The 24,660-nt window shown below is 72.3% G+C and carries 23 protein-coding genes; 5 read left to right on the top strand and 18 right to left on the bottom strand.

Annotated elements, in window-relative coordinates:
* Positions 1-76: 76 nt before the first annotated feature.
* The 9 genes from ACFYW8_RS19660 to tsaB all read right to left on the bottom strand — a co-directional run bounded on the left by ACFYW8_RS19660 (position 77) and on the right by tsaB (position 9,877).
* Positions 77-2,302: a glycoside hydrolase family 3 N-terminal domain-containing protein gene (locus ACFYW8_RS19660; RefSeq protein WP_389076600.1), complete on the bottom strand. Its 2,226-nt coding sequence runs from the start codon at positions 2,300-2,302 to the stop codon at positions 77-79.
* Positions 2,303-2,446: 144 nt separating this feature from the next.
* Entirely contained in the window at positions 2,447-3,295 is an 849-nt protein-coding gene (locus tag ACFYW8_RS19655; protein ID WP_389077249.1) for a carbohydrate ABC transporter permease, read from the bottom strand.
* A gap of 41 nt (positions 3,296-3,336) precedes the next feature.
* Positions 3,337-4,341 carry a carbohydrate ABC transporter permease gene (locus ACFYW8_RS19650; RefSeq protein WP_389076597.1) on the bottom strand — a complete coding sequence of 335 codons (1,005 nt, stop codon included), beginning with the start codon at positions 4,339-4,341 and terminating at the stop codon, positions 3,337-3,339.
* A 10-nt stretch (positions 4,342-4,351) separates the two neighbouring features.
* A complete protein-coding gene (locus ACFYW8_RS19645; RefSeq protein WP_389077244.1) occupies positions 4,352-5,647 on the bottom strand; it encodes an extracellular solute-binding protein in 1,296 nt (431 codons plus the stop codon).
* Positions 5,648-6,068: 421 nt separating this feature from the next.
* Entirely contained in the window at positions 6,069-7,118 is a 1,050-nt protein-coding gene (locus ACFYW8_RS19640; protein ID WP_389076594.1) for a LacI family DNA-binding transcriptional regulator, read from the bottom strand.
* Between the two features lie 264 nt (positions 7,119-7,382).
* Complete coding sequence (locus ACFYW8_RS19635) at positions 7,383-7,634, bottom strand: hypothetical protein (protein ID WP_389076589.1); 252 nt, start codon at positions 7,632-7,634, stop codon at positions 7,383-7,385.
* Entirely contained in the window at positions 7,631-8,740 is a 1,110-nt protein-coding gene (gene tsaD, locus ACFYW8_RS19630) for a tRNA (adenosine(37)-N6)-threonylcarbamoyltransferase complex transferase subunit TsaD (RefSeq protein WP_389076585.1), read from the bottom strand. Before tsaD ends, ACFYW8_RS19635 begins: the two co-directional genes overlap by 4 nt.
* A complete protein-coding gene (gene rimI / locus ACFYW8_RS19625; RefSeq protein WP_365870841.1) occupies positions 8,733-9,227 on the bottom strand; it encodes a ribosomal protein S18-alanine N-acetyltransferase in 495 nt (164 codons plus the stop codon). Before rimI ends, tsaD begins: the two co-directional genes overlap by 8 nt.
* Positions 9,224-9,877, bottom strand: a complete 654-nt coding sequence (gene tsaB / locus ACFYW8_RS19620) for a tRNA (adenosine(37)-N6)-threonylcarbamoyltransferase complex dimerization subunit type 1 TsaB (protein ID WP_365870843.1) — start codon at positions 9,875-9,877, stop codon at positions 9,224-9,226. The genes rimI and tsaB overlap by 4 nt, the downstream gene beginning before the upstream one ends.
* Before the next feature lie 110 nt (positions 9,878-9,987).
* On the opposite strand from tsaB, the gene ACFYW8_RS19615 reads away from it, so the two are divergent.
* Entirely contained in the window at positions 9,988-10,542 is a 555-nt protein-coding gene (locus ACFYW8_RS19615) for a hypothetical protein (RefSeq protein WP_365870844.1), read from the top strand.
* A 150-nt stretch (positions 10,543-10,692) separates the two neighbouring features.
* On the opposite strand, the gene ACFYW8_RS19610 is transcribed toward ACFYW8_RS19615, so the two are convergent.
* From ACFYW8_RS19610 to ACFYW8_RS19570, 9 genes are all read right to left on the bottom strand, one after another.
* Positions 10,693-10,881: a hypothetical protein gene (locus tag ACFYW8_RS19610; protein WP_365870845.1), complete on the bottom strand. Its 189-nt coding sequence runs from the start codon at positions 10,879-10,881 to the stop codon at positions 10,693-10,695.
* 532 nt (positions 10,882-11,413) lie between these two features.
* Positions 11,414-11,932 (bottom strand): tRNA (adenosine(37)-N6)-threonylcarbamoyltransferase complex ATPase subunit type 1 TsaE, encoded by a 519-nt coding sequence (gene tsaE / locus ACFYW8_RS19605; protein ID WP_389077239.1) that lies wholly within the window; start codon positions 11,930-11,932, stop codon positions 11,414-11,416.
* 88 nt (positions 11,933-12,020) lie between these two features.
* Positions 12,021-13,238, bottom strand: coding sequence for an alpha/beta fold hydrolase (locus ACFYW8_RS19600; protein ID WP_389076571.1), 1,218 nt, complete (start codon positions 13,236-13,238; stop codon positions 12,021-12,023).
* A gap of 182 nt (positions 13,239-13,420) precedes the next feature.
* Entirely contained in the window at positions 13,421-14,593 is a 1,173-nt protein-coding gene (gene alr / locus ACFYW8_RS19595; protein ID WP_365870848.1) for an alanine racemase, read from the bottom strand.
* 112 nt (positions 14,594-14,705) lie between these two features.
* Positions 14,706-15,605 carry a L,D-transpeptidase family protein gene (locus ACFYW8_RS19590; RefSeq protein ID WP_389076565.1) on the bottom strand — a complete coding sequence of 300 codons (900 nt, stop codon included), beginning with the start codon at positions 15,603-15,605 and terminating at the stop codon, positions 14,706-14,708.
* 219 nt (positions 15,606-15,824) lie between these two features.
* A complete protein-coding gene (locus ACFYW8_RS19585; RefSeq protein ID WP_389076560.1) occupies positions 15,825-17,255 on the bottom strand; it encodes an NAD(P)H-hydrate dehydratase in 1,431 nt (476 codons plus the stop codon).
* Between the two features lie 493 nt (positions 17,256-17,748).
* On the bottom strand, positions 17,749-18,120 hold the full coding sequence (locus ACFYW8_RS19580; protein WP_389076555.1) for a holo-ACP synthase: 372 nt from the start codon (positions 18,118-18,120) through the stop codon (positions 17,749-17,751).
* A 52-nt stretch (positions 18,121-18,172) separates the two neighbouring features.
* Positions 18,173-20,020, bottom strand: a complete 1,848-nt coding sequence (gene glmS, locus ACFYW8_RS19575; RefSeq protein ID WP_365870852.1) for a glutamine--fructose-6-phosphate transaminase (isomerizing) — start codon at positions 20,018-20,020, stop codon at positions 18,173-18,175.
* 149 nt (positions 20,021-20,169) lie between these two features.
* Positions 20,170-20,952 carry a hypothetical protein gene (locus ACFYW8_RS19570; RefSeq protein ID WP_389076547.1) on the bottom strand — a complete coding sequence of 261 codons (783 nt, stop codon included), beginning with the start codon at positions 20,950-20,952 and terminating at the stop codon, positions 20,170-20,172.
* Positions 20,953-21,247: 295 nt separating this feature from the next.
* On the opposite strand from ACFYW8_RS19570, the gene ACFYW8_RS19565 reads away from it, so the two are divergent.
* The 4 genes from ACFYW8_RS19565 to ACFYW8_RS19550 all read left to right on the top strand — a co-directional run bounded on the left by ACFYW8_RS19565 (position 21,248) and on the right by ACFYW8_RS19550 (position 24,581).
* Positions 21,248-21,655: a hypothetical protein gene (locus ACFYW8_RS19565; protein ID WP_389076543.1), complete on the top strand. Its 408-nt coding sequence runs from the start codon at positions 21,248-21,250 to the stop codon at positions 21,653-21,655.
* Positions 21,656-21,735: 80 nt separating this feature from the next.
* The gene (locus ACFYW8_RS19560) at positions 21,736-22,479 is read left to right on the top strand and encodes a hypothetical protein (RefSeq protein ID WP_389076538.1); all 744 of its coding nucleotides are present in this window, start codon (positions 21,736-21,738) and stop codon (positions 22,477-22,479) included.
* 118 nt (positions 22,480-22,597) lie between these two features.
* Complete coding sequence (gene coaA / locus ACFYW8_RS19555) at positions 22,598-23,587, top strand: type I pantothenate kinase (protein ID WP_365870856.1); 990 nt, start codon at positions 22,598-22,600, stop codon at positions 23,585-23,587.
* A 40-nt stretch (positions 23,588-23,627) separates the two neighbouring features.
* Positions 23,628-24,581 carry a DUF389 domain-containing protein gene (locus tag ACFYW8_RS19550; protein WP_389076533.1) on the top strand — a complete coding sequence of 318 codons (954 nt, stop codon included), beginning with the start codon at positions 23,628-23,630 and terminating at the stop codon, positions 24,579-24,581.
* The last annotated feature ends 79 nt before the right edge of the window (positions 24,582-24,660 follow it).

The following is a 24,660-nucleotide window of genomic DNA, read 5'->3' as shown; positions in this document are numbered from 1 at the left end:
CACCGGAACGTCGAACCCCTGTTTGGCGCCAAACACCTCCTCGTGTCCGCGCCGTGTGGCCCGAAAGATTCGCTCCTCACTTCACCCGGACCTCGCACCGCATCCGCCGTCCGGGGCCCACCACCCGCTCGGGTCCGGTCAGCGTCACCGGCACCGCGTACCGCACGTCGCCGTCCGCGCTGGACACCCCGAGCCGCAGTTCCAGCTCTCCGGGTTCCACGATCCGCTGTCCGTCGGGGCCGGTGTACGCGGCCAGGTCGGCCGGGACCGTGAAGTGGACCTCGGCCGAGGCGCCGGCCTCCAGCGGGACGCGGGCGTAGCCGATGAGCCGGGCCACGGGCCGGGCCACCTTGCCGACCGGGTCGTGGAGATAGAGCTGCACGACCTCCGCGCCGGCCCGCTCCCCCGTGTTGCGCACGGTGAGCCGCAGTGTCGTCTCGCCGTCCGTCGCGAACTCCCGGTCGTCGGCCACCGGCGGCAGCCAGGTGTACGAGGTGTACGAGATGCCGTGCCCGAAGGCGTACAGCGGGGTCGGGTCGAGGGTGCTCGCCTCGCCGCGCAGGCCGAGCGGCGGCGCGAGGTACGTCCACGGCTGGCCGGCCGGGTCGCGCGGCACGCTCACCGGGAGCCGTCCGGAGGGGTTGACGCGCCCGGAGAGGACCCCGGCGATCGCGGGAGCGCCCTCCTGGCCCGCGAAGAACGTCTGTACGACCGCCACGCACCGGTCCGCCCAGCGGCCGAGCGCGTAGGGGCGTCCGGAGAGCAGCACCAGCACGACCGGCGTTCCGGAGGCCAGCGCCTTGTCCACCAACTCGCCCTGCCCCTCGGGAAGTTCCAGGTCGGCCGCGTCGCAGCCCTCGCCGGAGGTGCCCCGGCCGAACAGCCCGGACCGGTCACCGACCGCGATCACGCAGACGTCGGCTCCCACCGCGTCGTCCGTGACCTCCACGTCGGGAAGTTCCGCGCGCAGCGCTTCGAGCAGGGTCGGCACGGCGACGCCCATCGGCACGTCGGGGTGGTCCAGCAGGACATGGCGGGGGAAGGTGTAGCAGCCGAGCAGGCCCGCCGGGTCGTCGGCGAGCGGTCCGAGCACGGCGACGCGGCGCACGCCGGGTCCGAGCGGCAGCGCTCCGTCGTTGGCCAGCAGGACGACCGACTCCTCGGCCAACCGGCTCGCCAGCGCGCGCATATGGGGCGGGTCGAGATCCACCGGGGCGTCGGTGGCGGGCGGGGCCCAGTCGGGGTCGAGGAGGCCCAGTTCGCACTTCTGCGTCAGCACGCGCAGGGCGGCCCGGTCCACGTCCTTCTCGTCGAGGGGCCCGGCTCCGTAGCAGCGCGCAGCGGGGAGTTCGACGTCGACGCCCGCCGCGAGCGCGAGCGCGGCCGCGCCTGCCGGGGAGTCGGTGAGCCCGTGCGCGGACTCCAGGAAGGACACCCCGAAGTAGTCGGAGACCACCGTCCCGGCGAACTCCCATTCCTCTCGGAGGAGTTGGGTGAGCAGCAGGTGGTGGGCGTGGGCGGGCAGCCCGTCGAGGTCGTTGTAGGCGGCCATCACCGAGCGGGCGCCGCCCTCCCGTACGGCCATCTCGAACGGCGGCAGGATCACATCGGCGAGTTCGCGCGGGCCGAGGGAGGCGGGGGCGTGGTTGCGGGCGCCGCGCGAGGCCGAGTACCCGGCGAAGTGCTTGAGGGTGGCGATCACGCCCGCGGACTGGAGGCCCTGGACGTACGCGGTGCCGACGGTCGCCACGAGGTAGGGGTCCTCGCCGATCGACTCCTCCGTACGGCCCCAGCGGGGATCGCGTACGACGTCGAGGACGGGGGCGAGGCCCTGGTGGACGCCGACCGAGCGCATCGAGGCGCCGATCGCCGCGGCCGTCTCCTTCACCAGGGCCGGGTCGAAGGTGGCGCCCCAGGCCAGCGGGGTGGGGAAGACGGTGGCCCGCCAGGCGGTGAAGCCGGTCAGGCACTCCTCGTGGGCGAGGGCCGGCAGCCGGAAGCGGTTGGCGGAGCGGACGCGTTCCTGGAGGGAGGCGAGCCGGGCGGCGCCCTCGGCGGGCTCGACCGGCACCGTGCCGAAGGGGCGGGTGAGCTGGCCGAGTCCGTCGGGCAGCAGTCCGGCCAGGTCGATGTCCTCGGACAGGGCGTGCTGGAGGGGTGCCATGTCGCCGCCCGGCGTCTCGTTCGAGCCGGGCCAGACGCTGTAGAGCTGGGCGGTCTTCTCGCGCCGGGTCATCCGGGCGAGCAGGTCGGCGGCGCGGACGCCTGCGGGCAGAGCGGGGTCCTGCCAGGGGTGGATCATGTAACTCCTCGCATCCGTAAGGGAATCCGGGGCATCTCGGGCGTCGTCGTCTGCGGCGGAGTGGGTATCCGGGAGGTCCGAGGAGTCCCCCGGTCCCGGAGTCCGGGGAGTCCTCCGCGGGCCCCGGGCGGGCCCCTCCGTGGCTCAGCCCTTGGTCGCGCCGAGCGTGATGCCGCCGATGAGCTGTCGTTCGGCGACCGCGTAGAAGGCCAGGGCGGGTGCCATGGCGAGCACCAGATAGGCGAAGATGCGGGCCACGTCGGAGGCGTACTGGCCCTGGAACTGCTGGATGCCCACGGGGACCGTCCACCAGGTGGGTTCGCTGAAGACGAGCAGGGGCAGCAGGAAGTTGTTCCAGCTGCCGACGACGGCCAGCACGGAGACCGTGCCGAGCGCCGGGCGGGCCAGGGGCAGCAGGATGCGCCAGAAGAAGCCGAAGGCGGAGCAGCCGTCGAGGGTCGCCGCCTCCTCCAGCTCCCCGGGGATCTCCCGGAAGAAGCCGCGCAGGATGACGATCGTCAGGGGCAGCCCGAAGGCCGCCTGGGGCAGGATCACTCCCCAGGGGTTGTCGAGCAGCCCGACGGTGCGGAGCAGGATGAACAGCGGCAGTATCGCCACCGCGAACGGGAACATCAGCCCCATGGTGAAGACGGTGAACAGCACCTCCCGTCCCCGGAAGGCGAACCGGGCGAGCGCGTAGGCGGCGAGCGCCGACACCCCCACCGTCAGGAGGGCGGTCGCCACCGCGATCAGCGTGCTGCTGCCGACCGAGCGCCAGAACGGGCCCGAGCCGAGCAGCGAGGTGTAGTTGGAGGTCACCCACGGGTGCGGCAGGCCGAAGGTGTTGCTGGAGAGCTGGTCGGTCGTCTTGAAGCCGGAGACGAGCGCGAACAGCAGGGGCGTCACCATGACGGCGGCGACCAGCCACAGGACGACGTACACGGGGAGGGAGCGCAGCCGTCGGCGGCGCAGGACACTCTTCGGCGTGCTCATCGACCCGCTCGCGCGGTGGTCGGCGGCCGCTCGCACGGTGGTCATCGGCCCGCTCGCATGGTGGTGATGGCTCCTTCGGTGTCGCGGCGCAGCACGAAGCGCTGGTAGGCCAGGGCGAAGACGAGGCTGATCAGGAACATGGCCACGCTGATGGCGCTGGCATAGCCCATCTGGTAGCGCTTGAAGCCGTACTGGAACATGCTGATGACCATGGTTTCGGAGTGATGGTCGGGTCCGCCCGCGGAGATCACCCACACCAGGTCGAAGAGCTGGATGGCACCGATCACGGACAGGAACACGCTGATCCGCAGGGTCGGCGCGAGCAGCGGCAGGGTGATGTGCCGAAAGCGCTGCCAGGTACCGGCGCCGTCGATGCGCGCCGCCTCGTGCAGCTCGGCGGGGATTCCCTGGAGCCCGGCCAGGTAGAGCATCATGTGGAAGCCGAAGTACTTCCAGGTCATGACCAGGAAAAGGGTCGGCAGGACGGTGTTCTGGCCGGCGAACCAGAGCCCTCCCACGCCGCCGAGGCCGATCGAGCCGAGCAGTCTGTCGGCGAGTCCGTCGTCCGGCGCGAAGATCATGCCGAACAGCACGCCGGTGATGACCTCGGAGAGGACGTACGGCGCGAAGAACAGCATCCGGTAGACGGCCCGGCCGCGCAGCCGCTGGTTGAGGAGCACGGCCATGGCGAGCGCGAACGGCAGTTGCAGCACGATCGAGAAGACGATGAGCAGGAGGCCGCGCCACAGGTCGCCGAGGAAGACCGGGTCGTCGAGCAGGCGGCTGTAGTTGGCGAATCCCACGGAGTCCGAAAGCGAGCCGAAACCGCCCCAGTTGAAGAAGCTGACGTAGAAGGCGTAGCCCATCGGGACGAGGACGAGCAGCCCGAAGAGCGCGAGCGCGGGAACGGTGAAGACGAAGGCTCCCAGCCAGGCGCGCACCCGGCGCCGGACGGGCGGCCGCGCCGAGGGACCCGGGGAACCGGTCACCGGGCCCGAGGGCGTGCCGATGACCGGTGGGTACGTCGAGGTCGTCGAGTGCGTCATCGCCGGGCCGCTAGCTCTTCTCGCTCTTGGCGGCCTGGGTCACCGAACGCGTGACCTGCTCAGGGGACTTGGAGCCGGCGATGAGCGCGGCGACGCTGTCGTTGATCTCCTGGCCGACGGCGGGGGCGTACGCCTGGTCGAGGTAGAGCTGGAAGCCGGTGGACGAACTCAGCGCGTCCGCGACGGCGCTGAGGTTGGGGTCGGTCAGCGCTGAGCGCACGTCCTTGGACACGGGCACCAGGCCGGTCTCCTTGACGAGTTTCGCGGCGAACTCCTGCTCGGCGAAGAACTTCAGGAACTCCACCGCCGCGTCCGGCGCCCCCTTGCGCACCGCGTGTCCGCCGCCCCCGCCGAACACCTCGGTGAGCGCGCCCTTTCCGCCCTCGACGGCGGGGAAGGAGAAGAAGCCGAGGTCGTCGCCTATGCCCTTGCCGGACGACTTCTCGACGCTGGGCGCCCACTGGCCCATCAGCTCCATGGCCGCCTTGCCGTTGCCCATGGTGGCGGCCTCGCCGTTGGGCAGGGAGTACGCGGCGCCGAGGAAGCCCTTCTGGAAGGGGTCGAGGGCGACGAGGTCCTTGAGGTGCTGACCGGCCTTCACGAAGCCGTCGCCGGTGAAGTCGGCGTCGGTGGCGGCCTTCTGCATCGCGTCGAGTCCGGCGACGCGCATGGAGAGGTACGCCCAGAAGTACATGCCGGGCCACTTCTCCTTGCCGGCCAGGGCGATGGGCGTGACTCCGGCCTTCTTCAGCGCCTTGACCGCGTCGAGGTAACCGGCCCAAGTGGTGGGCGGGGTATCGATCTTGGCCTTCTTGAAGAGCGCCTTGTTGTACCAGAAGCCCACCATGCCGATGTCGAACGGGACGGCATACGCCTTGCTGTCGAACTGGTAGGCCGCCAGCGCCGCCGGGAGGTAGTCCTTCGTCCAGGAGGAGACCTTGCCGGTCAGGTCCTCGACCAGGCCGGCGTCGATCTGCTGCTTGAGGACTCCGCCGCCCCAGGTGTGGAAGATGTCCGGCAGCTTCCCCGAGGTGGTCAGGGCCGTCATCTTCGACTTGTACGCCTCGTTCTCCAGCGTGACGATCTTGATCTTCACGTCGGGGTGCGCGGCCTCGAAGTCCTTGGCGCGCTGGGCCCAGATCTTCTTCGCCGGGTCGGTGGTGGTGATGTTCCACCACTCGATGGTGGTCTTGCCCGAGCTGTTCCCGCTGTCGGACGAGCCGCACGCGCTCAGGGCGGCCGCCCCCAGTCCGGTCGCGGCGGAGGCCGCCAGAAACCCACGGCGGGAAAGAGAGGTGTTGCCCAACGCTCGCATCGCACACCTTCCGGAAGAGTGCCGAAAATTATCGGTCGAGTGCGCACGGAAGTTACGGGCGCAGGACAGGTATGTCAACGCTCCTGACAAATATCGGAGTTGACCGGCGGGACCCTGCGGCGAGCACCGCGGGCGCGCGAGTTCCTCGCGTCCGGCGCCGGGTTCTCCGAGCCGGACACCCCCGCGTCGCACATCCCGGCGCCGGCCTCCCGCGTCGCACATCCCGGCGCCGACGCCCCCGTGTCGGATCGCTCACGCCAAGCACCCCGGTGTCGGATGTTCCGCTCCGGACGCCCCGGCGTCAGACGCCCCCGCGTCGCACACCCCGGCGCCCCGGCGCCGGATCGCTCGCACCAAGCACCCCGGCGTCAAGCGCCCCGGCGTCGGGCCGTTCGCGCCCGACGCCCCGGCGTCAGGCGCTGCGCGCCGCCGTGCTCGCGCGCAGGACCAGTTCGGTGGCCAGTTCGACCCGGGGGGACGCCGGTTCCTCGCCCAGGGCGAGTCGCAGCACCGTGCGGGTCGCCAGTTTGCCCATGTCGGCGAGCGGCTGGCGCACGGTGGTCAGGGGCGGCGCCGACCACCGCACCTCGGGCAGGTCGTCGAACCCCACCACGCTCATGTCCTCCGGCACCCGCAGCCCGCGCCGCCGCAGCGCCTCGATCGCGCCCAGCGCCATCTGGTCGCTGGCCGCGAACAGCGCGGTGGGCGGTTCGGCCAGGTCGAGCAGCGTGTTGCAGCCTTCGAACCCCGCCGCGTGGTAAAAGTCCCCGGGCACGATCAGGCCGTCGTCGACACCGACGCCGGCGCCCTCCAGCGCGGCCCGGTACCCGTCCAGCCGCGCCCGCGAACACAGCAGCCGCGGCGGTCCGGCGATGAAGCCGATCCGGCGATGGCCGAGGCCGAGCAGATGTTCCGTCGCGGCCATCCCGCCCGCCCAGTTGGTGGCGCCGACGGTCGGTGCGTCCAGAGCGGGAGAGCCGGCCGGGTCGACCACCACGAGCGGCACCCCGAGCCGCCGCAGTTCCTCGTGCAGCCGGGGTTCGAGGACCGAGGTCACCAGGATCACGCCGTCCGAGGCGCGGGCCCGCAGGTTGGTCATCCACTGGCGGGCCGATCCGGAGGCGCCGTGGATCGCGGAGACCACGGTGCCCACTCCGGCCGCGTGCGCGACCTCCTCGACCCCGCGGATGATCTCCACGGCCCAGGGGCTGTCGAGGTCGTTGAAGACCAGGTCGATGAGGGCGGCCCGGTCACCGGGCGCGGACGCCCTGCGCCGGTAGCCGTGATGGCGCAGCAGGTCCTCGACCCGGGCCCGCGTCTCCGGTGACACGTCGGAACGGCCGTTGACGACACGCGACACGGTGGGCACCGACACCCCGGCCTCCCGGGCGATCTCCGTGATCGTGACCTTGTTCTTGATGCTCTCCCGGGCCACTGCGCCCACCTCCGTCGACGTGTCCAAGACGCCTCTACGGTTCCACACACCCGTACGAAACTTTGCAGGAGTCTTCCGGAAAACCCTGGTCGACGGGAAGCCCGGCCCGAAACAGAGTGTCCGGGGCCGAAGAGTCGGCGGCGGAAGGCCGGAGACACCGCGACCGGAAGACGGGCACGGAGCGCCACGCGGCCCGGCACGCAGCGCCGTCAGTCCACCGTCATCCCGCCGTCAGTCCGCCGACCGAACCGCTGGCCGAACCGTCGACCGGACCACCGGTGAGCCCACCGGCTAGCCCACCGACTCGAAGCGCCACCTGTGCACCGTCCGGGTCACCAACTCCCCGTCCGGCTCCGCCAGTTCGGGCAGCTCCGCGTCGTACGCCGCGTCCCACCAGGTGATGACGAGGACCCGGTCCTGGGGCGCCCGCAGGATCTCCCGCCGCACCGGGTTCCCGAGGGTCTCCTGCCCGCGCACCCAGGCGAGCAGGTCCTCGCCCCGGCCGGCGACGGCCCGTGCCTCCCACATCAGCGCGACGGTCACGGGTAGAGGTTCTCCTTCGCGACCTCGTGCACGTGATCGTGATCGTGCGTGTGCGTGTGCCCGCGCCCCGGCACGTGCGGATCCGTGACCGGCAGCGACGAGTCCGCCGACAGGTCCCAGTCGGAGGCGGCCCGGTTCCGGGCGACCATCTCGGCGCCCAGCGCGGCGACCATCGCGCCGTTGTCCGTGCACAGCTTGGGGCGCGGCACCCGCAGCCGGATACCGGCCGCCTCGCAGCGCTCCTGGGCGAGCACGCGCAGCCGCGAGTTCGCGGCCACGCCGCCACCGATCATGAGGTGGTCGACTCCCTCGTCCTTGCACGCGCGGACGGCCTTGCGGGTGAGCACGTCCACCACGGCCTCCTGGAAGGACGCGGCCACGTCGCGCACCGGCACGTCCTCCCCGGCCGCCCGCTTGGCCTCGATCCAGCGGGCCACGGAGGTCTTCAGACCGGAGAAGGAGAAGTCGTAGGCCGGATCGCGCGGACCGGTGAGACCGCGCGGGAACGAGATGGCCTTCGGGTCGCCCTCCTTCGCGTACCGGTCGATGACCGGGCCGCCCGGGAAGCCGAGGTTCAGCACGCGCGCGATCTTGTCGAAGGCCTCGCCCGCCGCGTCGTCGATGGTCGCGCCCATCGGCCGTACGTCGGAGGTGATGTCGGTGGACAGCAGCAGCGACGAGTGGCCGCCGGACACCAGCAGGGCCATCGTCGGCTCCGGCAGCGCGCCGTGCTCCAGCTGGTCCACGCAGATGTGGGAGGCGAGGTGGTTGACGCCGTACAGCGGCTTGCCCAGCGCGTACGCGTACGCCTTCGCGGCCGAGACCCCGACGAGCAGCGCCCCGGCGAGCCCGGGTCCGGCGGTGACGGCGATGCCGTCCAGGTCCCCGGCCGACACCCCGGCGTCCTTCAGCGCCCGCTGGATGGTCGGCACCATCGCCTCCAGGTGCGCCCTGGACGCGACCTCCGGTACGACCCCGCCGAAGCGCGCGTGCTCGTCGACGCTCGACGCGATCGCGTCCGCGAGCAGGGTGTGCCCGCGGACGATGCCGACACCGGTCTCGTCGCAGGAGGTCTCGATGCCGAGGACGAGAGGTTCGTCAGCCATGGGTCTCTGTTCCTTGTACGGAGGTCGATGGGTCGTGCAGACGCATCACCAGGGCGTCCACGTTCCCCGGCTGGTAGTAGCCGCGTCTGAAGCCGATGGGCTCGAAGCCGAAGCGCTCGTACAGCTTCTGCGCGCGGACGTTGTCCACGCGGCATTCGAGCATCACCTCGGCGCAGTCGAATTCGCTGGCGGCCCGCAGCAGTTCGGTGAGCAGCCGGCCGCCGAGGCCGGTGCCCCACTGGTCCCGCCGCACCGCGAGGGTCTGCACGTCGCCCAGGTCTCCCGAGGCTGCGAGCCCGGCGTATCCGACGAGCCGGTCGCCGTCGCAGGCGACCAGGTAGCGCCGGGTCGCCTGCGGCCCGCGGGAGTGGGCCAGCTCGGACCAGAACATGCCCCGGGACCAGGCGTCCACGGGGAAGAGTTCCTTCTCCAGCTCCAGTACGGGATCGATGTCCCACCAGCGCATCTCGCGCAGCACGAGGGTCACTTGGGGGTGACCACCTTGTAGTTCTTGGGCACCTGGGCGTCCGGGCGGCGCAGATACAGCGGCCGGGGCGGCTCCGGTTCCTCGCCCGCGGCCAGCCGCTCCGCGGCCAGGGAGGCGAGCGCGGCGGCCGAGACGTACTCGGGCGCGCGGGCGTCCTTGAAGGTGTCGGGGTACAGGAGGGCGCCCGCGCCGACGGCGGGCAGCGCGGCGACCGTCCCGTCGATCTCGGCGGGCCGGTCCACGGCGGGCTCCGACAGCCGGGTACGGCGGTCGGCGTAGCGCGCCCAGTAGACCTCCTTGCGCCGCGCGTCCGTCGCTACGACGAACGGCCCCTCCACGTCGGCCGCGTACGCGAGCCCGTCGAGGGTGCACACACCGTGCACGGGCACGCCGAGCGCGAGTCCGAAGGTGTCGGCGGTCATGAGGCCGACGCGCAGCCCCGTGTACGGGCCGGGGCCGACGCCCACGACGATGCCGGTGACGGCGTCCAGCTTGAGGCCTGCCTCGGTGAGCACCCGGTCGACGGCCGGCAGCAGCAGCTCCCCGTGCCGGCGCGCGTCCACCTGGCTCGACGAGGCGATGACGGACGTGCCGTCGTGCAGGGCGACGGTCACGGCGGGGGTGGCGGTATCCAGAGCGAGCAAGAGCACGCAAACAGCGTACGGCGCCGGAGCCTGACGCAAGGCCGCCCGGGACTCCCGTCCCTCGGCTGCTACCGTCACAGCAAGTACGTACGAAGGTCGAGAGGTGGGCACACAAGGTGGCTAGGAGCAGCTCGGGAATCGTGGCCGGGCTCACCGTTGCGGCGATCGCGGCAGTCGGCTTCCTCGCGTTCCAGGCGTCCGCGAACGTTCCGAACACCCTGGGCAAACCGAGCACGCCCGTGTCGACCACGTCCTCCGCCCCCAAGACCCCCCACAGCAAGAAGGACCCGGCCGCGCTGCCGGCCCCGTCCGGCACGGGTGTGCGGGTCGTCTACTCGACCGGCGGCGACCGCGTCTGGCTGGTCGGCGCGGGCAACAAGGTGCGGCGCACCTTCGAGGTCACCCCGGGCACGGTCGACCCGGCCGTCGGCACCTACGCCGTCACGTCGCGGTCGGGCCTGGCCTCCGGGTCCGACGGGACACAGATCGAGCACGTCGTACGGTTCACGCAGGTGAACGACGTCTTCATCGGCTTCAGCGCCGCGGTGAACGGCTCCACGGACGCCCCGGACCCGGAGAAGAAGCTCGGCGGCATCCGAGCCTCGCGTGCCGACGGCGACGCGCTGTGGGCGTTCGCGACCGTGAACGCGAAGGTCGTCGTCGTCAAGTAACGGCACGCCCCCGTCGCGCCGCCGTCCGGGCGGCCGCACAGGTCGGTTCGGGAACCTTCCACCGGCGTACCGGCGTACCGGCGTACCGGCGGGCGCAAAAAAACACAAGACGCCCGCGCCGCGTCGGGGTCCCCCTGCGCCGCGTCGGCGTCAGGCGGCCTCGCGGGGGCGTTCGGCGGCGCCCGGTTCGCCCAGGGGCGCGCGAGGCGGCCTGGACACCGCCTCGGCGGCGGCGCACGCCGCAAGGAGATCCCGCATCGACACCCCGGCCATCGCGCGCGGCGCGGACGGCACGTCACGTTCTGAAGCCGGCACTGCAGCCGACTCTGATGCCGACATGGACGCCTCCTCGGGCTTCGGGGGCCAGCATAGTTAGGTAGACCTAACTATGTACTGAGGTCCATGTGACCACGGCCGGGAGGCCGAACGCAATATTTTACCGACGCCCTGTCGGAAACGTTGGCCGAATGTACGAGCGAAAGCCGCCCGCGCCGCGAAAACCCGGCGAGACCGCGGACCCGTCGCGGAGGGACCACGGGGCCGTCGCGGGCGGGCCGCGGTCGGGCCGCCGCAGGCGGGACCACGGGGCCATCGCGGGTGATACCGCGGGGCCGTCGCGGCGAGACCGCGGGACCCGTCACGGAGAGACCACGGGGCCATCGCGGGCGGGCCGCGGTCGGGCCGCCGCAGGCGGGACAGAGTCGGACCGCCGCAGGCGAGACACGGGCTGGCCACCGCAGGCAGGGCGCCCTCGGCCCGCGGCCCGCGGCCCGCGAACACGCTGCCCTCGGCCCGCGGGAATGGCGCCGTCAGGCCTGCGGGCATGCCGCCATCGGGCCCCGAGCAGGTCGGCCGTCGGCTGCGAGGGCGGTCAGGTCGCGAGGACGGCCAGGTCGGCGGTGGCCCAGCGCTGTCCGAGCCCCGTGACGGTCACGTGCCGCACCTCGTCGGTGGTGTCCCCGACGGCCCGGTGGATGACGACGTGCAGCCGGTCGTCGGTCAGCTCCTCGACCTTGCCCTCGCCCCACTCCACGACGATCACGGAGTCGGAGAGCGAGACGTCGAGGTCGAGGTCCTCCATCTCGTCGAGCCCGCCGCCGAGGCGGTACGCGTCCACGTGCACGAGCGGCGGTCCGTCGCCGAGAGAGGGGTGAACGCGGGCGATGACGAAGGTCGGCGAGGTGACCGCGCCGCGGACGCCGAGCCCCGCCCCGAGCCCGCGGCTCAGCGTGGTCTTGCCCGCGCCCAGCTCGCCGTTCAGCATCACGAGGTCGCCCGCGCGCAGCAGCTTGGCGAGCCTGCGGCCCAACTCCTGCATCTGCTCGGGGGAGTTGACGGTGATCTGCACGCCGTTCGATGCCGAGGCGCGCGATGTCGAGATGTCTTCCATCGTCACTCACTTAGCGTAGTACACTTGCCACATCCCGTGAGGGATCGGTTCGGGCTGGACCGCAGCCGAAGGCTGGAAGCCACCTCCACTAGGAGGAGGCGGAGTCACAGCCGCCAACGGTAGCCGTGGTTGGCACCGCCCCTGTGCGGGCGAGCAGATCGGCGAGGCGATCTATGACGACCTCTGGACACTCCAGCATGACCAGGTGTCCCGCGTCGGGGACGAGCACCAGCTCCGCGTCCGGCAGCAGGTCGGCGATGGCCTCGCTGTGCTCGCTGGGCGTCACCAGGTCCTTGACCCCGGCGAGGACGAGGACGGGCATCTCGGTGAAACGGGCGAGCGCGGCGGTCTTGTCGTGTTCGGTGAACGCCGGGTAGAACTCGGCGACCACGTCGATCGGCGTGCCCTCGATCATGCGCTCGGCGAACCGCTCGATGGCCGGATCGACGTCGCGGCTCGCGAACGAGTACCTCTTGATGACCCCGGCGAACAGGTCGGCCGTGGCCCGCCGTCCGCGCTCCACCAGGGCGGCCTGCTGCCCGAGCGCCTTCAGCACGCCGGGGAGCACCCGCCGCACGGCGGCGACGCCCGCGACGGGCAGCCCGAAGTTGACCTCGCCGAGCCGCCCCGACGACGTACCGACCAGGGCGACGGCGACGACCCGGTCGCGGATCAGCTCGGGGAAGTGATCCGCGAGCGCCATCACGGTCATACCGCCCATGGAGTGCCCGACGAGCACGATCGGGCCCTCGGGCACCGCCGCCTCTATGACGGCCAGCAGGTCGCGGCCGAGCTGGTCGATGGTGACCGGCGTCCGGTCCTCAAGCTGGGCCACGCCCCGCCCGGACCGCCCGTGGCTGCGCTGGTCCCAGTGCACGGTGCGCACGACACCGCGCAGCGCGGCACGCTGGAAGTGCCAGGAGTCCTGGTTGAGGCAGTAGCCGTGGCTGAAGACCACGGTGACGGGGGCGGGGGCCTTACGGCCGAAGAGCCTGCGCCGGCGCGGGGCGAGCGAGGCCTCCGGCTCGGCCTCGTCGACCTCGTAGTACAGCTCGGTGCCGTCGTCGGCGTACGCCTTGCCGGGCGTGCCGCGCAGCGAGCCGTACGGGCCGGTCGAGTCGAGGGCGAGGCGCGCCTTCTTGCGCATGCCGCGGCCGACCGTGAGCCGCTCGATCGCGACTCCGGCCGCGGCGCCCGCCGCGACCACGCCTATCGCGGCGCCGGCGACCCCGGCCCTGCGCCAGTTCCCGGCGGAGACGGCGGCCGAGGCCGCGCTCACGACGGCCTCCGCGCTGCTCTCGCTCACGTCCCGCTCCTCTTCGCTCCGGCTGTCCGCTGTCCGCTGTCCGCTGTCCGCTGTCGACTCTGGCTGTGCGCGCGTCGGTGCGGCTCCCGCCCACCGTGTGCCGCCCACCGTGTGCCGCCCACCGTGTGCCGCCCGCCGCTCTCCGCTCGCCGGGCCCCGCGCGCCTGTTCGACCAAAGGGTGTTACCCCTCTTGTTCCTCTTTCACATTCACGTAGACGCGCGGAACGCGGGTTCCGATGCGCGTGACGATCTCGTACGCGATCGTGCCCGCCGCTCGTGCCCAGTCCTCGGCGGTGGGCTCACCGTCGTCGCCGGGCCCGAACAGGACCGCCCGGGCGCCGGGCTCCGGCTCGTCACCGCCGAGGTCGACGACGAACTGGTCCATGGCGACCCGGCCCGCGACCGTACGCCATTTGCCGCCGACCAGGACAGGGCCGGTGCCGGAGGCGTGCCGCGGGATGCCGTCCGCGTAGCCGACGGGGACGAGGCCGAGGGTGGTCTCGCCGGGGGTGACGTAGTGATGGCCGTAGCTCACGCCGTGGCCCGCCGGGGTGTGCTTCACCAGCGCGATCGACGCACTCAGCGTCATCACCGGGCGCAGTCCGAACTCTGCCGGGGTGCCGAGCTCCGGGCTGGGCGAGATCCCGTAGACCGCGATCCCGGTCCGTACGAGGTCGAAGTGGCTCTCGGGGAGGGTCAGCGTCGCGGGCGAGTTGGCGATGTGCCGCACCTCGGGGCGCACCCCCTGCTCCTCGGCGTACGCCACCATCTCGCGGAAGAGCGCGAGCTGGGCCCGGATCGAGGGATGCCCCGGCTCGTCGGCGCACGCGAAGTGCGACCAGAGCCCGGTGACCGTGATCAGCCCGCGCGCCTCGGCGGCCAGGGCCTCGGCGACGAGCTCGGCCCAGTCGGCGGGCTGGCAGCCGGCGCGGCCGAGGCCGGTGTCGGCCTTGAGCTGCACGCGGGCGGTCGCGCCTACGGCCTGGGCGGCCGCCACGGCCTCGCGCAGCGCCCACATCCCGCTGACCGACACGTCGATGTCGGCCTCGACGGCCTCGGCCCAGGGCCCGCCCGGGGTCCAGAGCCAGCACATGATGCGCCCCGGCAGTCCGGCCGCCCGCAGTGCGAGCGCCTCCTCCGGGGTGGCCGTGCCCAGCCAGGTGGCGCCCGCCTCGCGCGCCGCGCGGGCACACGGGACCGCCCCGTGGCCGTACGCGTCGGACTTGACCACGGCCATCACGGCCGCGGTCGGCGCGTGGGCACGCAGGGTCCGCACGTTGGCTCGCAGGGCGGCCAGATCGATCTCGGCGCGGGCGCGCAGGGGCGCCGTCCGCGGGTGTGCTGTCTCTGTCATCGCGCCCCAGTGTCTCAGAGGCGCGGAACAGCCTTCCGGCACCGGTCCGCGGCACGGACCCGGGACCGCCCCGTGCCGCCGCGACGGCACGGGGACCTGTCCGGTGGAGCCGCTAGCTGCCGGGCCTTCGGCCCCACACGTAGACACGGTCGCGCGTCCGCAGCACCTTCCAGAGCGCGCGGGCGTCGGCGAGCCGCAGATTGACGCAGCCCATCGAACCCCCGACCGTTCGGATACCGCCGCGGACGGCGTGGAAGGCCTGCCCGCCGCTGAAGAACTGGGCGTACGGCATGGGGGTGTTGTACAGCGTCGACCAGTGGTACCGGTGCCTCCAGTAGATCCTGAACCAGCCGGTCCTGGTGCGGTGCCCGACCCCGCCGCTGCGCATCGGTACGGGCCCGAACAGGATCCTGCCGCGCTGCTGCACCCAGGTGATCTTGTGGGTGAGGTCGACGCAGGCGACCCGGTACGAGCGGGCCGGGCAGCCTCGGGTGACGTGCGGAGCTCTCCGGGCGGACAGTATCCGCATGCGGGCCCAGGTCACCGGTCCGGCGATGCCGGTGACCGGCTCGATGCCGTGCTTCTTCTGGAAGGCGCGGATGGCCCGGCAGTCGGCCGCCGACTGCTTCCCGTCCACCTTCAGCCTCAGCCACCGCTCGGCCTGCCGCTGGTACGGGCCCCCGCGCCCGTCGCACGCCGCCGGACGGGCGTCGGCCTCCCCGAACGGCGCGTACGTGATCGGCACGCCCGTGCTCCCGGGAGCGTCCCGCGCCTCCCGCTCGTCCTCCCAGGCGGTGAACGTGTCCGCGGCCGGTAGCGGCACCGGGCGGCCCGGGGTCTCATGCCGCCAGGACGGATGCGGTTCTCTCGCCGCACCGGACAGCCGCTCGCCGACGGGCCCAGAGGTGGGCACCGGTGGCGCGGAAGCGGCCGCCACCGTCCCCACCGGCACGGCCGCCACCACCGCCAGCAGCACCGCGATCCCCCGGCACACCCTTTGTCTGCTCATCATGCGAACAGCCATACGCAACAACGCGCCGCCCCCGGGTGAGCCGCGCGGAAAGGGTCCCCCGATCTGTGCAACGCGCCGGACGGCCGACCCGTACGGCGGCGAGCGGGGCGGAACGGCCGACCCGCCCGGCGCGAACGCGGAACAGAACGGCCGACCCGCCCGGCGTGACCGCGGAACAGAACGGCGGACCCGCCCGGTGTGCGCCGGGACGGGCGGCGGTCAGTCGAGTGTGTCGCGCCAGGCCTCCGGGATGGCGGCGGCCACGTCGTGGGCCCCGGCGGGCGCGCCGTCCGCGGCGAAGCGGCCGGCGAGCCCGTGCAGGTACGCGGCGACACTTCCCGCGTCGAGCGCGGAGAGCCCCGCCGCGAGCAGCGAGCCCGCCAGCCCCGACAGCACGTCCCCGCTCCCCGCGGTGGCCAGCCACGCCGTCCCGGTGGCGTTGACGCGCACCGCCCCGCCCGTGGGACCGGCGACCAGCGTCGTCGCCCCCTTGAGCAGCACCGTCGCCCCGTACAGCCCCGCGAGCTCCCGTACGGAGGCGAGCCTGGCCGCCTCCACCGCCTCCCGGGCGACCCCGAGCAGCGCGGCGGCCTCCCCGGCGTGCGGGGTCATCAGCGTCGGCGCGCTGCGGGCCCGCACGGCCCCCCGCTCGGCGAGCCGCAGCCCGTCCGCGTCCACCAGCACCGGAACGTCCGCGGCCAGCACCTCCGCGACCGCCGAGGCGTCGTCGCCGGCCCCGGGGCCCACCACCCAGGCCTGTACCCGGCCCGCCTTCGACGGCCCCGTGCCGGACACCAGCGCCTCGGGAAAGCGCGCGATGACGGCGTCCGCGGCGGGCCCGACGTACCGGACGGCCCCCGCCCCGCCCCGCAGCGCCCCGGACACGGCGAGCACCGCGGCTCCGGGGTAGCGGGCGGACCCCGCGGCGATCCCCACGACTCCGCGCCGGTACTTGTCGCTCTCCGCCCCCGGCAGCGGCAGCCGGGCCGCGACGTCGGCGTGCTGGAGAGCCTCCAGATCGGCCGGGTCCGGCAGGTCGAGCCCGATGTCCACGAGGCGTACCGAACCGGCGTACCCGCGCGCCGGGTCGATGAGCAGCCCCGGTTTGTGGGTGCCGAAGGTGACGGTGAGGTCGGCGCGGACGGCCGCGCCGAGCACCTCTCCGGTGTCCGCCTCGACCCCGCTCGGGAGGTCGACGGCGACGACGGCGGCGCGGGACGCGTGCGCGAGTTCGGCGAGCCGCGCGGCATCCGGCCGCAGGCCGCCCCTGCCGCCGATCCCGACGATGCCGTCGACGACGAGATCGGCGCGCCGCAGGAGCGGTTCGGCGGCGCCGGGCGCGGCCGGGGTGCCGCCGGCGCGCAGCAGCGCCGCCAGTCCTGCCTGGTGGGTCCGTTCGGGGGCGAGAAGCACCGCGGTGACGCCGGCGCCGCGCCGGGCGAGGCGCGCCCCGGCGTACAGGGCGTCGCCGCCGTTGTCCCCGCTGCCGACCAGCAGCACCACGCGGCGGCCGTACACCCGGCCCAGCAGATCCGCGCAGGCGGCGGCGAGCCCGGCGGCGGCCCGTTGCATCAACGCCCCTTCGGGGAGCCGTGCCATCAACTCCCGCTCGGCGGCTCTCACGGTCTCCACGCTGTACGCAGTACGCATGCTGCCGAGTCTCCCGCACCGACACTCCGCGTGCGCCCCGTCCAGGGCGCCCTCCTGGGCGTGCCGTGCCCGCACCGTCCGGGACGACCGGTGTCTTCCCCGGCCACCGGACCGCCATCGCCACCGGACCGCCATCGGCGTCTGCGTCGGCGTCGGCGTCGGCGTCGGCGTCGGCGTCGGCGTCGGCGTCGGCGTCGGCGTCGGCGTCGGACCACTGTCGCCGCCGGCCTCGGCCCCGGCCCGAACGGCCGTGTCGGCCCCGCGCCGTGTACCGGGTGACGTCCGCCCCGGACCCCGTCCGCCCCGGACCCCGTCCGCTCCGCGGACCCTGTACCGGGTGACGCCCGTGTTCCAGGGAGCCGGGCAGCCCTCGCGGCTGCTGTACCGGCACGCCCACGACGGTCCGGCCGAGCCGCCCCCGCCGGAGCGGGGCCCCGGTTGCGGGCGCCGCCCAGGCCGGAGCGGGGCCTACCCGGTTGCCGGATCGCCCCGGCTACCCCTCCGCCACCACCACCGCCGAAGCCACCCCCGCGTCGTGACTGAGCGACACATGCCAGGAGCGCACGCCCAGTTCGGCCGCGCGGGCCGCCACCGTGCCCTTCACGCGCAGCCGCGGCTGGCCGCTGTCCTCCACGTAGACCTCGGCGTCCGTCCAGTGCAGTCCCGCCGGGGCGCCCAGCGCCTTGGCGAGCGCCTCTTTGGCGGCGAACCGGGCCGCGAGCGAGGCGATGCCCCGCCGGTCACCGCTGGGCAGCAGCAACTCGCTCTCCACGAAGAGACGTTCGGCCAGCCCGGGCGTCCGCTCCAGCGACGCCCGGAACCGGTCGATCTCGGCCACGTCGATACCGACCCCGATGATGCTCATGTCCGCACCCTAGAGGGCGGGGCCGCTCCGCGGCCTGACACGGCGACGGCGCTCACTCCACCGTCACGGACTTCGCCAGGTTGCGCGGCTGGTCCACCTCGTTGCCCCGGGCCGTCGCCAGTTCGCAGGCGAACACCTGCAAGGGGACCGTCGACACCAGCGGCTGGAGCAGGGTGGGGGTGGCGGGGATGCGGATGAGGTGGTCGGCGTACGGGACGACCGCCTCGTCGCCCTCCTCCGCGATGACGATCGTGCGGGCTCCCCGGGCCCGGATCTCCTGGATGTTGGAGACGATCTTGTCGTGCAGGACCGAGCGGCCGCGCGGCGACGGGGCCACGACCACGACCGGCATGTCCTCCTCGATCAGCGCGATCGGGCCGTGCTTCAGCTCGCCCGCCGCGAACCCCTCGGCGTGCATGTACGCCAGCTCCTTGAGCTTCAGGGCTCCTTCGAGCGCGACCGGATAGCCCACGTGCCGCCCGAGGAACAGCACGGTGTCCTTGTGGGCGAGGGAGCGCGCGAGTTCCCGTACGGGCTCCATGGTCTCCAGGACCCGCTCGACCTCGCGGGAGATGCGGGACAGCTCCCGGATCACGGCCCGGATCTCGTCGCCCCACTTGGTGCCGCGCACCTGGCCCAGGTACAGCGCCACCAGATAACAGGCCACGAGCTGGGTCAGGAACGCCTTGGTGGAGGCGACGGCGACCTCGGGGCCGGCGTGCGTGTACAGCACGGCGTCGGACTCGCGCGGGATCGTCGAGCCGTTGGTGTTGCAGATCGCCAGCACCCGGGCGCCCTGCTCGCGGGCGTGCCGCAGCGCCATCAGCGTGTCCATGGTCTCGCCGGACTGCGAGATCGCGATGACGAGCGTCTGCCGGTCCAGGATCGGGTCCCGGTAACGGAACTCGCTGGCCAGCTCCACCTCGCACGGGATTCGCGTCCAGTGCTCGATGGCGTACTTGGCGATCAGCCCGGCGTGGAAGGCGGTCCCGCAGGCGACGATGACGACCTTGTCGGCCTCGCGCAGCACCTGGACCGGGATGCGCACCTCGTCGAGCGACAGCGAGCCCGCCGCGTCGATCCGTCCCAGCAGCGTGTCGGCGACCGCCTTGGGCTGCTCGGCGATCTCCTTGAGCATGAAGTAGTCGTAGCCGCCCTTCTCCGCCGCCGACGCGTCCCAGTCGACGTGGTACGAGCGGACCTCGGCGGGGCTGCCGTCGAACCCGGTGACGGTCACGCCGTCCCGGCGCAGTTCGACCACCTGGTCCTGCCCCAGTTCGATCGCGGAGCGGGTGTGGGCGATGAACGCGGCCACGTCCGAGGCGAGGAAGGCCTCGCCCTCGCCGACACCGACCACCAGCGGCGAGTTCCGGCGTGCCCCCACGACCACGTCCGGATCGTCGGCGTCCACCGCGACCAGCGTGAACGCGCCCTCCAGACGCCGGCACACCAGCCGCATCGCCTCCGCCAGGTCCGCGCACGAGGAGAACTCCTCGGCGAGCAGATGGGCGACCACCTCGGTGTCCGTCTCGGAGGCCATGGCGTGGCCCCGTTCGGCCAGTTCGGCGCGGAGCAGGGCGAAGTTCTCGATGATGCCGTTGTGGACGACGGCGACCCGGCCCGCGTTGTCGAGGTGCGGATGGGCGTTGGCGTCCGTCGGGCCTCCGTGGGTGGCCCAGCGGGTGTGCCCGATTCCCGTCGTTCCGGAGGGCAGCGGCCTGCCGCCCAGCTCCTTCTCCAGGTTGACCAGTTTCCCGGCCTTCTTCGCGACGGCGAGTCCCCCGTCCGCGAGGACGGCGACACCCGCCGAGTCGTATCCCCGGTATTCCAGTCGCTTCAGTCCGGCCATCACCACGTCGAGCGCCGGCTGCGACCCCACATAACCCACGATTCCGCACATGCCCAGCAGCCTAGGGTTCGACGTCCGCCGAAAAGAGCCGCCGCGTGCCCGGAATCGGAAATTCCTACCGCGGTACGAGCGGCTCCGCGGGCCGGGCCGGCGACTGCCGTGCGCCGAACGACCAGCCGAGCCCCGTCAGCCGGGCTCGGTCAGCCGAGCTTGGTGAGCTGGGCGTCGACGATCTCCGTGGGGAAGTCCCAGTCCTTGCCGGTGGCGGCCGAAGCCATGTCGACGGCGGGGAAGTAGGCGAGGGTGGCCCCCTTGCGGACGACGACCCCCTTGACCGGTGCTTCGTCCCCCTCTTCCAGCTGGACGCTGGAGGTCAGGGCGAACGCCTCGTCGCCACCCTTGGGCGCGTCGGTCTTGACGACCTTCAGGTTCTTGGTCGTGTCGCCCTCCGCCGTGATGCTGAAGCCGCCGGCGCACTTCGCGGCGGCCGTGTTCAGGTCCTTCATCGCCTGCTCGGCGCCGCCGTCCTCGTAGGAGGCGAGTGTCACCACCACCATGGTGCCCACACCGGCGAAGAGCTTCTCCTCGTCGCTGGCGCCCGCGGCGGGCTTCCTCGGGTCGCCCGCCCACTGGCGCGCCACGGTGGCGGAGGGCTTGCCCACGTAGGAACCGACCTGGAGGTAGGCGAGCGGGGCGCAGGCCGCGTCGGAGGTCTTCACCTTGTCCTGCGCGACGACCGCCGTCGCCGGCACCTTCTCGGTGACCTTGCCGCTCTTGACGTCCGCCTGCGTGAGCGCGGCCTTCTCCAGCTCGGCGGCGGTGAGCGCCTTGGCCGCCGGGGCGGAGGACGCGGCCGCGCCACCCTTGTCCTCACCGCTGCCGCCCTTGTCGGCCTTGTCGTCGCCGCCACACGCGGTGGCGAACAGGGCGAGGGCGGCAGCGGAGGCGGCGAGGGCGGTACGGCGGACGGCGGCGGATCTCAAGGCGGAAGCCCTTTCTGTCAGTCTTCTGTGTGCACACCGTGCACATCCGTCGAGCACGCTAGCCAGAAGATCATTCCGTCGTCCGCCCACAAGATCACTCGACATCCGATCGTGACGCCGACGTGACTCGGCAACCGGTCGGCCTCTGGCGTCATCGACGGAACGTCAGTTGCGGTCGCATTCGCCCGAGTTCAACTCGGGCCGGGCGACTCGGCGCCGAGTCTCGTCACCGACATGCCGACGCCAAACTGGGCTCAGTAAGCCCAGGACCCCAAGGACAGGAAGATCACCGAGAATGCCGGATTTCGTACGAGAGGGACGTCTGTTCCGAGTGGTCGGCTTCTCGCCGTCGCATCGGCAGCTGCTGCTGCGCAGCGACGCCATGGCGGTCGACGGGACAGACACCCGCGTCGAGGTGTACTTCGGCCATGTGGAGCTCATGCTGCTCAAGCCCGTCTACGAGCACGGCGTCCACGTCCGCCGGGCGTCGGAGGCGGAGTTCGCGGTGCTGAAAGAACATCATGACCTCGTCGCGGACGACGCGGACTTCACCTGGATGATCGAAGCGGACGGTGGCAGCTTCGTCATCTCCGGCGACCCCTCGTGGCGCGAGGCGGACCGCAAGTTCGAGGACCCGTCCCTGTTCGACTTCGGCCGGCCCTGGCCCCCGGACTTCCCCGTGGAGTACGGCAGCGTCGGCTGACGCGGATGACACGCTGAGGGCGTCCCCTGCCACAGGGGGCGCCATCAGCGCCGTGCAAGCCCCTTTCCGGAAGGGTGACCGTGACACACGGGTATGAGAGCGAATTCGAGGACGATTTCGTCGAGGCCGAATTCATCGAAGACATCTTCGTGACGGACCTCGGGCTGACCTGGCTGGCCTCTCAATGGCTGGTGTTGGAGGAGTTCTACAGGGAGCACTTCCCGTCCCTTGCCGACGACCCCGGCCCCGTCACGGTGTGGCTCATGCTGGCGGAAACGTCGCTCGACCAGTTCGACCGCTCCAAGGCCGCCCAACTGGGCCAGGACATCCAGCGGCTCCTGCGCTCACCGCTGCCGGACGAGACGATCCGCACGGTGTGGCTCGCCGCCACGCACGGCATCCTCGACCCGGACGAGCACGGGATGACGGCCCGCACCTGGCTGCGGCGGATCGAGGAGGCGTGGCTGGCCCGCGTGCACCAGGACGATCCGGCGTTCGTCCCTTCGCCGCCGCAACCGGTGGTCGACGAGGAGCTGCGGCGGGCGGTGATCGAGGTGATCCACGCGGTCGCGGGGCCCTTGGGCCCCGCCTCGGAGACGCCCCCGTACGGGGTTCCGGCGACCGGCCTGGTCCCCGCCCTGGAGCGGGTCGTCACCGAGGCGTGCGCCGATCTCGGCTACCGGCTCTTCCTGCGCGCGGTGAAGGCCTACTTCGTGCCGGTGCCGTCCGACGGGGAGACGTACGCCAGGTTCGTCGCCCTCGGTGAGCGGTTCGGCTACCCGCGCTGGGTGGTACGCGAAGGACTCAACGACCGGACCGACTGACGCCGAGGCGCGGGGGCGGGCGGACGGACTCCGCCCGCCCCCGCGGCACGTCGGGGGTCCGGCACCCACGTGACGCACCCCACCCCCCACCCCGTTCAAACTCCGTTAACAATGGACTGTGATCTCTCCGGTCTCCCCGTTGCCGCGGAGCGCCCACCGGTCCAAGCCGGAGGCGACTCCCTACGTCGATCTCACCCGTGCCGAGTGGAGCGCGCTGCGTGAGAAGACGCCGCTCACGCTGAACGCCGAGGAGCTGGAGAAGCTGCGCGGCCTGGGCGATGTCATCGACCTCGACGAGGTGCGGGACATCTATCTGCCGCTGTCCCGGCTGCTGAACCTGTACGTCGGCGCCACCGACGGACTCAGAGGCGCCCTGAACACGTTCCTGGGCGAGAAGGGCTCGCAGTCCGGCACCCCGTTCGTCATAGGCGTCGCCGGTTCCGTGGCCGTCGGCAAGTCCACCGTCGCCCGTCTGCTCCAGGCCCTGCTCTCCCGCTGGCCCGAGCACCCCCGCGTCGAGCTGGTCACCACGGACGGCTTCCTGCTCCCCACCAAGGAGCTCGAAGCGCGCGGGCTGATGTCCCGCAAGGGCTTCCCCGAGTCGTACGACCGCCGGGCCCTGACCCGGTTCGTCGCCGACATCAAGGCGGGCAAGGACGAGGTGACGGCACCCGTCTACTCGCACCTGATCTACGACATCGTGCCCGGTGAGCGGCTCACGGTCCGCCGCCCCGACATCCTCATCGTCGAGGGCCTGAACGTGCTGCAGCCCGCGCTGCCCGGCAAGGACGGCCGCACCCGCGTCGGCCTCGCGGACTACTTCGACTTCAGTGTGTACGTCGACGCCCGCCCCGAGGACATCGAGCGCTGGTACCTGAACCGGTTCGGCAAGCTCCGCGCGACGGCCTTCCAGAAGCCGGACTCGTACTTCCGCAGGTACACCCAGGTCTCGGAGGAGGAGGCCCTCGACTACGCCCGGACGACCTGGCGCACCATCAACAAGCCGAACCTGCTGGAGAACGTGGCCCCGACCCGCGGCCGGGCGACCCTCGTCGTGCGCAAGGGCCCTGACCACAAGGTGCAGCGCCTGAGTCTGCGGAAGCTGTAGTCCCGTACGGCGCTCGCTTTCGTACGACTAGTCTGCGGCCATGCTGCACCTGCGCCTGATCACTCCCGCCGACCGCACCGACGACGTAGTACGCCTGATCGAGAAGACGGTCGGCACCACGCACCTCGTCGTGCTCCCGGGCGCCGCCCGCAATCCCGTGGGCGATGTCGTGATGTGCGACGTCGCTCGCGAGGCGGGCGACGAACTCATCGGCGCGCTCCGCGAGTCGGGGCTCGACCGGACCGGTTCGATCGCCGTCGAGACCATCGAGCTGTCGCTGTCGGAGCGGGCCGACCGGGCGGAGGAGGAGGCTCCGGGCGAGGGCGCGGACGCGGTGCTGTGGGAGCAGCTGCGGGACGCGACGCACGAGGAGTCGACGCTCAACGTCACCTATCTCGCGTTCCTCACCGTGGCCACGATGCTGGCGGCCTGCGGTGTGATGCTCGACAACGCGATCCTGATCGTCGGCGCGATGGCCGTGGGCCCGGAGTTCGGGCCGCTGGCCGGCATCTGCACGGCGCTGGTGCAGCGGGCCCCGCACCTGGTGTGGCGGTCCCTGTGGGCACTGCTCGCCGGTTTCGCGGCCGCGATGGTCATGACCGCGGGCTTCAGCTGGCTGATGGACGTCTTCGGGCTGTTCGACAAGTCCATGGTGGAGGCGGCCCGGCCGAACACGGCGTTCATCTGGAAGCCGGACTGGATGTCGTTCGTGGTGGCGTTCCTCGCCGGAATCGCCGGGACGCTGTCCCTCACCTCCGCCAAGTCGGGCGCTCTGATCGGCGTCGCGATCTCGGTGACCACGGTGCCGGCCGCCGCGAACGCCGCCGTGGCCCTCAGCTACACCGACTACGCCCAGACCTGGGGATCCACCAAGCAACTGCTGTTCAACCTGCTCGGCATCGTGGTCGCCGGAACGCTCACGCTGCTCGCGCAGAAGTGGTTCTGGGCGATGCAGCGCAAGCGCCAGGTCGCCCGGCCGGACCCCGCCCGGTAGGGGGGCCGCCCGGCGGCGCCCGCCGCTCACAGCCGTGAGGCCCGGCACCCCTGGCGCTTTCCAGGGGTGCCGGGCCTCA

The sequence above is a fragment of the Streptomyces sp. NPDC002742 genome, from assembly GCF_042888885.1.
In the GTDB taxonomy this organism is placed as follows: Bacteria; Actinomycetota; Actinomycetes; order Streptomycetales; family Streptomycetaceae; genus Streptomyces.
This window is presented reverse-complemented; position numbering and strand designations above follow the sequence as displayed.

Coding starts and splice junctions, on each gene's coding strand:
- ACFYW8_RS19585 (WP_389076560.1), bottom strand. CDS start 17,255: ATGCGTACTGCGTACAGCGTGGAGACCGTGAGAGCCGCCGAGCGGGAG.
- ACFYW8_RS19660 (WP_389076600.1), bottom strand. CDS start 2,302: ATGATCCACCCCTGGCAGGACCCCGCTCTGCCCGCAGGCGTCCGCGCC.
- ACFYW8_RS19580 (WP_389076555.1), bottom strand. CDS start 18,120: ATGAGCATCATCGGGGTCGGTATCGACGTGGCCGAGATCGACCGGTTC.
- ACFYW8_RS19610 (WP_365870845.1), bottom strand. CDS start 10,881: ATGTCGGCATCAGAGTCGGCTGCAGTGCCGGCTTCAGAACGTGACGTG.
- tsaD (WP_389076585.1), bottom strand. CDS start 8,740: ATGGCTGACGAACCTCTCGTCCTCGGCATCGAGACCTCCTGCGACGAG.
- ACFYW8_RS19650 (WP_389076597.1), bottom strand. CDS start 4,341: ATGACGCACTCGACGACCTCGACGTACCCACCGGTCATCGGCACGCCC.
- glmS (WP_365870852.1), bottom strand. CDS start 20,020: ATGTGCGGAATCGTGGGTTATGTGGGGTCGCAGCCGGCGCTCGACGTG.
- ACFYW8_RS19550 (WP_389076533.1), top strand. CDS start 23,628: ATGCTGCACCTGCGCCTGATCACTCCCGCCGACCGCACCGACGACGTA.
- ACFYW8_RS19655 (WP_389077249.1), bottom strand. CDS start 3,295: ATGAGCACGCCGAAGAGTGTCCTGCGCCGCCGACGGCTGCGCTCCCTC.
- tsaE (WP_389077239.1), bottom strand. CDS start 11,932: ATGGAAGACATCTCGACATCGCGCGCCTCGGCATCGAACGGCGTGCAG.
- ACFYW8_RS19590 (WP_389076565.1), bottom strand. CDS start 15,605: ATGATGAGCAGACAAAGGGTGTGCCGGGGGATCGCGGTGCTGCTGGCG.
- alr (WP_365870848.1), bottom strand. CDS start 14,593: ATGACAGAGACAGCACACCCGCGGACGGCGCCCCTGCGCGCCCGCGCC.
- ACFYW8_RS19565 (WP_389076543.1), top strand. CDS start 21,248: ATGCCGGATTTCGTACGAGAGGGACGTCTGTTCCGAGTGGTCGGCTTC.